11 protein-coding genes and 1 pseudogene are annotated in these 7665 nt (G+C 67.3%); 1 reads left to right on the plus strand and 11 read right to left on the minus strand.

Annotation, left to right across the window (positions count from 1 at the left end; all coding sequences use genetic code 11):
- Positions 1-2 precede the first annotated feature (2 nt).
- From ACRDPN_RS13505 to ACRDPN_RS13535, 7 genes are all read right to left on the minus strand, one after another.
- Positions 3-254, minus strand: a complete 252-nt coding sequence (locus ACRDPN_RS13505; RefSeq protein ID WP_431448936.1) for a F0F1 ATP synthase subunit C — start codon at positions 252-254, stop codon at positions 3-5.
- A gap of 67 nt (positions 255-321) precedes the next feature.
- Positions 322-1152 (minus strand): F0F1 ATP synthase subunit A, encoded by an 831-nt coding sequence (atpB, locus tag ACRDPN_RS13510; RefSeq protein WP_431448937.1) that lies wholly within the window; start codon positions 1150-1152, stop codon positions 322-324.
- On the minus strand, positions 1149-1583 hold the full coding sequence (locus ACRDPN_RS13515; RefSeq protein WP_431448939.1) for a hypothetical protein: 435 nt from the start codon (positions 1581-1583) through the stop codon (positions 1149-1151). The genes atpB and ACRDPN_RS13515 overlap by 4 nt, the downstream gene beginning before the upstream one ends.
- Before the next feature lie 9 nt (positions 1584-1592).
- Positions 1593-1832, minus strand: coding sequence for an AtpZ/AtpI family protein (locus tag ACRDPN_RS13520; protein WP_431448941.1), 240 nt, complete (start codon positions 1830-1832; stop codon positions 1593-1595).
- Positions 1833-2043: 211 nt separating this feature from the next.
- The gene (locus tag ACRDPN_RS13525) at positions 2044-3165 is read right to left on the minus strand and encodes a glycosyltransferase family 4 protein (RefSeq protein WP_431448943.1); all 1122 of its coding nucleotides are present in this window, start codon (positions 3163-3165) and stop codon (positions 2044-2046) included.
- The gene (locus ACRDPN_RS13530) at positions 3165-3806 is read right to left on the minus strand and encodes an L-threonylcarbamoyladenylate synthase (protein WP_431448945.1); all 642 of its coding nucleotides are present in this window, start codon (positions 3804-3806) and stop codon (positions 3165-3167) included. Before ACRDPN_RS13530 ends, ACRDPN_RS13525 begins: the two co-directional genes overlap by 1 nt.
- Positions 3807-3837: 31 nt before the next feature.
- Complete coding sequence (locus ACRDPN_RS13535; RefSeq protein WP_431448947.1) at positions 3838-4320, minus strand: hypothetical protein; 483 nt, start codon at positions 4318-4320, stop codon at positions 3838-3840.
- A 156-nt stretch (positions 4321-4476) separates the two neighbouring features.
- Here ACRDPN_RS13535 and ACRDPN_RS13540 point away from each other — a divergent pair, with 156 nt between their 5' ends.
- The gene (locus ACRDPN_RS13540) at positions 4477-5115 is read left to right on the plus strand and encodes a TetR/AcrR family transcriptional regulator (protein ID WP_431448949.1); all 639 of its coding nucleotides are present in this window, start codon (positions 4477-4479) and stop codon (positions 5113-5115) included.
- Between the two features lie 3 nt (positions 5116-5118).
- Here ACRDPN_RS13540 and prmC read toward each other — a convergent pair whose 3' ends face one another.
- From prmC to ACRDPN_RS13560, 4 genes and pseudogenes are all read right to left on the minus strand, one after another.
- Positions 5119-5952 (minus strand): peptide chain release factor N(5)-glutamine methyltransferase, encoded by an 834-nt coding sequence (gene prmC / locus ACRDPN_RS13545; protein ID WP_431448951.1) that lies wholly within the window; start codon positions 5950-5952, stop codon positions 5119-5121.
- Positions 5949-7013: a peptide chain release factor 1 gene (prfA, locus tag ACRDPN_RS13550; protein WP_431448953.1), complete on the minus strand. Its 1065-nt coding sequence runs from the start codon at positions 7011-7013 to the stop codon at positions 5949-5951. Before prfA ends, prmC begins: the two co-directional genes overlap by 4 nt.
- A gap of 111 nt (positions 7014-7124) precedes the next feature.
- Positions 7125-7331 (minus strand): 50S ribosomal protein L31, encoded by a 207-nt coding sequence (gene rpmE / locus ACRDPN_RS13555; protein ID WP_431448955.1) that lies wholly within the window; start codon positions 7329-7331, stop codon positions 7125-7127.
- 115 nt (positions 7332-7446) lie between these two features.
- A pseudogene (locus tag ACRDPN_RS13560) lies at positions 7447-7665 on the minus strand (glutathione peroxidase); the annotation flags it as partial.

Here is a 7665-nt window from a genome sequence, read left to right on the forward strand (position 1 = left end):
GCTCAGGCCAGGGCGAAGACGAACAGCGCCATGAAGGCCAGGTTGATGAAGTACATCGCCTCACACAGTCCGACTGTCAGGAAGAAGATCGTCATCAGGCGGCCTTGAGCCTCCGGCTGACGAGCAATGCCCTGGATGGTCGAACTGCCGGCCAGACCGTCACCGATGGCCGCGCCGATGGCGCCGCCGCCGAGGGCGATGCCACCGCCGACCATTGCGCCGGCGGTCGTGACTGCGGTGTTGTCTACTGCCATGTCTCTCCTTGGCTCCCACCACCGGTTTCTCCGATGATGACTGTGCAGGTCTGTGAAGTTGGATGTTTCAGGCGGGCTGCAGCTGCTTCTCGGTCTTGGCCCCAGCGGACGACTTCTCGTCCGCATCTTCATCGGTCTCGTCAGCGGACGGCGAGTCGTCATGGTCGCCGGTGCCGTGGCCCTGTGCCGCCATGCCGAAGTACAAGATGGTGAGCAGGGCGAAGATCAGCGCCTGAATCGCACCGATGAAGATGCCGAAGAGCTTCCACGGAACCGTCGGAAGCGGTGTCAGCCAGAACGGCAGCATGGCGATGATGCTCAGCATGACGCCGCCCGCGAAGATGTTGCCGAAAAGTCGAAGCGCCAAGGAGATCGGCTTGGCGATCTCCTCGAGGATGTTGAACGGAGTCATGATCGCGTAAGGCTCGGTGAAGCCCTTCACATAGTCCTTCACGCCGCGCTCCCGGATGCCGTAGACCGTTGCGCCGATGATCACGATCAGAGCGAGCGCGTACGTCAGGTTGACGTCAGCCGTGGGAGGCGGGGCCTTGTGGTCGGTGGGGATGACCTCGAGCAGGTTGGCCACGAAGATGAAGACGAAAAGCGAAGCCGCCAGCGGCACGACGAAGGGGTTGAGTCGGCCGAGAGTGCTCTCGACCTGGTCGTTCACCCAGATGACGAGTGCTTCCCACGCCAGCTGGAGCTTGCCGGGGACCTCGTTCGAAGCGCTCCGTCGGAGCAGCAGGCCGAGGAAGATGACGACGCCACCAGCGATGATCGTGGAGGTGATCGTGTCGGCATGCACGGTGAACCCAGCGATCTCCCATGTGGAGTGGTGGCCGATCTCGATGGCACTGCCGCCCTCTTCGGACTCGGCGGTGACCGGGTTTCGGATCATCCCTTTCGCACCTCTCTCAGCAGCGGAATGGCAGTCAGCATCAGGGCGATCATGTGAAAGATCGCCAGGCCGAACATCACGGCCGCGCCGTCCGGCCAGTAGATCGCCCCCACCCCGAACGCGATGATCGAGATGACGGCGAGGCGCCACAACGAGCTGGAGGCGTAGGCCTGCCGGGTGATGGGGTTGCCGGAGGCGATGGCCTTCTGCATGGCGTACTCGGTGAGCACGTGGTTGAGCAGGCCGAGTACGAATCCGCCGGCCAGGAAGAGGCCGATACGCCACTCGCCGAGCGGGATGCTGATCCACACGGCAGCCACGACGAGGCCGAGGGCAAGAAGGCCGGCGCGGCGCTGGTTGTGAACGGCGCGACCGAACGACGCGGGCGGCATGGGTGTGGCGCCGTCATGGATCGGTGTGATGTCGTTCATGGGGCTGCCTCAGCCCCGTAGGAACGTGCGGACTCGAAGCCAGAAGCCCACACCGGCCGCGACGATGCCGAGCATCGTGCCGGCGAACGCAAGGACCGGTGAGGTGCCCAACCAGGAGTCGAGAAGCAGGCCGACCACAACACCCGTGACGACGGAACCGAGGAGCATGCTGCCGAGCGTGAGGAGGTCGCGACCGCCGAGGGACGGACCGTCCTCGGGCTGCTGCCCATCGGAGGGGTCGTCGTCCATCGGGCGCTCCTGGTAGCTGCTGGAATGACCGACGAGACTCCGCTCTCAAGGCCCGTCGTGGCGACGGTACGAGGGGGTGCGTCGGTCGTCATTTTCGGCGGCCGTCCTTGGCGATTCGGGGTCGATGAGCAGTGGCGCGAAGTACGTGAAAACTATCACGAGCGCCATGGGCTCTTGACAGCCGCCCCTGCGCCCGAAACCGGTCTGGCGGTCAGGTCCTCTTGATGGGTCGCCACCGCGGCAGGAGGAACACGAAAGCGGCGGTCAGTGCCGCCAACACGACGAAGCCGACGATCGATTCCCAGCCACTCACGAGGCTCACGAACACGGTGCCGAAGGCGACCAGTCCGGCGATCGAGTACATGACGAGCACGGCGTTGCGGTGTGAGTGTCCGATCTCCAGCAGCCGGTGGTGGATGTGCATCTTGTCCGGGCTGAACGGGGAGCGACCGGCGCGGGTTCGCCGCACCACGGCGAGCGCCAGGTCGAGGAACGGGACGAGCAGCATCGCGACCGGGAGGATCAGCGGGAGCAGGAACGTCAGGAACGTCGTCTGCGCACCGCCGATGCCCTCCGAGATGTTGGTGGCGGGGAACTGTCCGGTGAGGCTGATCGACGAGCAGGCCAGCACGAATCCGATCAGCATCGAGCCCGAGTCGCCGATGAACATGCGGGCCGGGAAGAAGTTGTGCGGCAACACACCGATGCAGGCGCCGGCGAGGGCGGCTGTGAGCAGGGCCGCCGCGATGGCGCGGGACTCACCGTTCTCGACTGCGAGCACGAACGCGTACGCGAAGAAGGCGATCGCGCCGATGGCGACCATGCCGGCGGCCAGCCCGTCGAGGCCGTCGACGAAGTTGACCGCGTTGGCGGTGGCGACGATGAGCAGCACGGTGAAGATCGCGGACTGTGCCTGATCGAGGCCGAGGACGCTGCCGTAGAGCGGCAGGTAGAAGAACTTGACCCCGAGGGCGACGACGACCACCCCGGCGAGCACCTGGCCGGCGAACTTGCTGAGCGCGTCGAGCTCGAAGAGATCGTCGATGACGCCGACCAGACAGATGACCACTCCCCCGATGATCACCGCCCTGGCATCGCTGAACACCGAGCTCTCGGAGCGGGAGAGGAACGGGAGGTGGGTGGCGGTGAGGTAGGCCGCGATGAGTCCACCGAGCATCGCCGGACCGCCGAAGTACGGCGTCGGGACGGCGTGCACATCGCGGTCACGGACCTTGGCCACGGCGCCGAAGGTGTGCGCGAGCACGCGGGCTATCGACGCGAGCAAGTACGTGACACCGAGGGAGATGCCGAAGACGACGAGGTACTCGCGCACTAGCTCTCGGCCTCGATGGTGTTGTTGAACGAGTGCAGTGTCTCGAGGTCGACCGCGCCCTGGCGGAGCACTCGCGGGGTGGGCGACGTGGTGTCGAGGATCGTCGACGGGACGCCGGACGGGCTCGGGCCACCGTCGAGGTACACCGCGACCTCGTCGCCGAGCATGCGTTGGGCGTCGTCGACCGACTCGGCTGCCGGCTCGCCGGTGATGTTCGCACTGCTCACCGCAAGCGGACCGGTGACCTTGAGCAGGGCGAGGGCGGTGACGTCGTCGGGCATGCGCACCGCGACCGTCTGGTGGGTCTCACCGAGGTCCCAGGTGAGTGAGGGCTGCTGGCGGCAGACGACCGTGAGCGGGCCGGGCCACAGCGACGTCGTCATGGTGCGCAACCAGGACGGGATGTCGGTCGCGAGCGCCTCGAGCGTGGTGGGGGCGCCCACGAGCACGGGCGGCGGCATCTGTCGCGACCGTCCCTTGACATCCAGGAGTCGCTGGACGGCCTCGTGCGAGAACGCGTCGGCGGCCAGTCCGTACACGGTGTCGGTGGGAAGGACGACGAGCTCTCCTCGCTGGATCGCCTCCTGCGCAGCGTCGAGGCCGGCCTGGCGCTCGGACTCCGCCGCACTGTCGAATCTCACCTGAACACCCTAGTCACGTCACCCGGGAGGTTCAGGTGACGCCGTGGACGAGGTAGGCGAGCGCCAGGAACTGGGCGGTTCGTCCGACGAAGACCATCAGGAGGAACAGCGAGAGCGGCTGGCGTGAGGCGCCGGCCAGCACCGTCACGACTGCGAGTGGCGGAACGCCGGTCAAGGATGACGCGAGCACGGTGGCGGCGCCCAGGTACGGACGGTCGATGAGCTTCAGCAGTCGATCGCCGATGGTCCGCATCGTTGCCGTGAAGGCGTTCCGCGGTGGCTTGCGCTCGACGGTCTGGCGCACCTTGGTCGAGCCGCGGCGCACCAGCTCGAACACCAACGCCTTTCCCAGCACCGTGCCCACGCCGAGTGACAGGATCGTGAAGAACAACAGGTTGTCGGGAACGAACGCTCCCATGCCGATGACGTAGACCTCGGCGTTGAGGATGACCGGCAGGATGGCGGACCCGATGCCGAAGGCGATGGCGGCTCCGATGAGTGCCAGATCGCCCATGGCCGTCATCCTATGTACGAGGGTGGCGACAATCAGTCACTTCACGGACCCGGTGCATGGGCCGATCCGCGTTGCTGCCCGTCTTTCCTACCCACGGGTAGGATTGAGCAACGATAGGCAGTGACCCCTGGCCTGTCAAACGAAGGAGACCACCCGATGTCACGCGACTCGGCACCCGCGACCACGCCGGCTCGCGCCGCCCATCTCGGCCCCGCCGTCCGTCGGCCGCTCGTCCTCGACGCGGCACTCGCCGTGTGGGACTCGGAGGGGTACCGGGGCACGACCATGGCGGCGATCGCCGCCAAGGCCGGCGTCAGCAAGCCGGTGCTGTACGAGTGCTACGCCAACAAGGACGACGTGCTGCGCGCCCTGCTCGATCGCGAGGAGCAGCGTCTGATGGCTGCCACACAGGCCGCGCTGTCCATCGACGACGTGCAGGACCTGGGGCAGACGGTCGCGGCGTCCTACGAGGCGTTCTTCGTCGCCGTGCTCGGCAACCCCATGTCGTGGCGGGTCGTCGTCGATGCCCAGCGCTTCATGCCGCCGGCCATCGAGAGCCGCTACCAGGCGGCCCGTGCGACGTTCGTCGAGCAGATTGCCGCACTGGTTCGAGCCCTCTCTCCTCAGGGAAAGGACCTCAGCGACGCCGAGGCGCTCGTGGTGGCGTCGAACTTCGCGAGCCTTGCCGAGGACAACGCGTCCCTGCTGCTGCGCCAGGAGCCTGGCCCGGACGCGTGGACGCCGGCCAGTCTCGCCGCGCTCGTCACGCGGGTCGCGCTCGGCCGGTGGGGTTGAGCGTCAGCGCGGCTTGCGCGCCGCCACGAATCGTGGCCGCCCGGCCAGATCGACGTGGTCGCGCACGTCTGCCCATCTCCGGCTGAAGACAGCAGGTGCCGACTCACCTTGGGCATCGGCGTGCTCGACGCCGACCACTCCCCCGGGCTTCAAGAGCCGCCACGCGGTCGCTTCGATCATCCGCACGGCGTCGAGCCCGTCCTCGCCCGACCACAGCGCGAGCGCCGGGTCGTGGTCGCGCACCTCGGGCGCGACGCTCTCCCATGCGTCGAGCGGGATGTACGGCGGGTTGGACACCACGACGTCGACCTGACCGTCGAGGTCGCCGAAGGCCTCGGCGGCGTCACCCAGCCGTAGATCGACACCCGTTCCGGACAGGTTGCGCTGGGCCCACCCGAACGCCGGCTCATCGAGCTCGACCGCGTGGACATGAGCGCCGGGCACCTCGTGCACGATCGCGAGCGCGATCGCTCCGGAGCCGGTGCACAGATCGACCACTCGTGGATCGGCATTCCTTGTCGCCTCCTCGACCGCCCACCCGGTCAGCACCTCGGTCTCGGGGCGAGGGACGAAGACACCCGACCCCACCTCGAGGTCGACGAATCGAAAGGCCGCCGAGCCGGTGAGGTGCTGCAACGGCACGCGCCGGGCTCGCGCATCGACGAGCTCCAGGAAAGACCGCCGCTGCAGGTCGTTGAGCCGTGCTGCCGTGATCAGCAGGGAGCGTGGCACACCGGTGACGTGCGCCATCAGCAGCTCGGCGTCGACTCGGGCCGACTCGACACCGGCGTCGGTGAGCACGGCCTCGGCGTCCGCCAAGAGTGCGCGAGTACTCACGTACTCGACTCGACGCTCGCCAGTCGCTCGACGAGGTCGGCCTCGACCAGGGAGCCGATGACGTCGTCGAGGGCACCGTCCATCACCGCGTCGAGGTTGTAGGCCTTGAAGCCGGTGCGGTGGTCGGAGATGCGGTTCTCGGGGAAGTTGTAGGTGCGGACCCGCTCGGAGCGATCGACCGTGCGCACCTGAGACTTTCGGGCGTCGGCGGTCTCGGCATCGGCCGTGGCTTGTGCGGCGTCGAGCAGCCGAGCCCGCAGGATCCGCATCGCCTGCTCCTTGTTCTGGAGCTGGCTCTTCTCGTTCTGGCAGCTGACGACGATGCCGGTCGGCGCGTGCGTGATGCGCACCGCTGAGTCGGTGGTGTTGACGCTCTGGCCGCCCGGTCCGGACGAGCGGAACACGTCGATCCGCAGGTCGGCGTCGTGGATCGCGACCTCGACGTCCTCGGCCTCGGGCATCACGAAGACGCCGGCGGCGGACGTGTGAATCCGGCCCTGCGACTCGGTGACCGGAACGCGTTGAACCCGGTGCACGCCGCCCTCGAACTTCAGGAGTGCGTACGGCGCCTCGCCCGGCTCCGGCGTGCCTTTCGCCTGCACGCCGACGGTGACTGACTTGTAGCCGCCCAGGGCGGACTCGGTGGCGTCGAGGATCTCGGTGCGCCATCCGCGCTGCTCGGCGAACCGCGTGTACATGCGCAGGAGGTCGCCGGCGAACAGAGCCGACTCCTCGCCACCCTCACCGCCCTTGATCTCGACGATGACGTCCTTGCTGTCGGACGGGTCGCGCGGTGCGAGCAGGTGTTGGAGCCGCTCGGCGAGCTCGGACACACGCAGAGCCAGGGCGCTCACCTCGTCGTCCAGCTCCAGCTCACGCGCGGCTTCGAGGTCGCCCTGCGCCTGCTGCCACTCCAGATAGGTGCGGATGACGGCGGTCAGCTCGGCGTACCGCTGCCCGACCTTCTTGGCCTGCACGGGATCGGCGTGCACGGCCGGGTCGGCCATCCGCTGCTCGAGCGCGGCGTGCTCCTCGACGAGCGACTCGACGGCTTCGAACATGGACATCCTCTCCGTGACAGTCCGCCGTGGCTTCGCAGCGGACGCCTTCGGCGTGAGGCGCTCAACCCGCCGTCGGCGTTCGGCCGCAATCGGCCTCAACTGACGACGAAGCTACTTCTTGCCGTACCGCTTCTCGAACCGGGCCACGCGGCCGCCGGTGTCGAGGATCTTCTGCTTGCCCGTGTAGAACGGGTGGCAGGCGGAGCACACCTCGGAGTGGATGACGCCCTCGGTGGCGGTGCTCCGGGTGGTGAACGAGTTGCCGCAGGTGCACGTGACCCGGGTCTCGATGTACTCAGGATGGATGTCGCGCTTCATGGAGTCCTCTCGTGGGCGCTGGGTCGATCCGCGTCGCGGACCGTGAACCAGAACCAAGGATGCATTCTGCCATCTGGCACCAGCTACAGCGAAATCCGGCGCCGCGATATTCCTGCTACGGCAGCAGGGCCTCGATGTCGTCGGCGATCTGGTCGGGCGTGGTCGTGGTGCCGTAGCGCTTCACGACGTTGCCCTCGGGATCGATGAGGAACTTGGTGAAGTTCCACCGGATCTTGTCGCCGACGAGACCGCTCTGCTCCGAACGCATCCACTGGTAGAGCGGGTGGGCGTCGGGGCCGTTGACGTCGACCTTGGCGAACAGCGGGAAGGTGAC

Origin of the sequence: Aeromicrobium sp. (assembly GCF_050700635.1) — a bacterium.
GTDB lineage: Bacteria > Actinomycetota > Actinomycetes > Propionibacteriales > Nocardioidaceae > Aeromicrobium.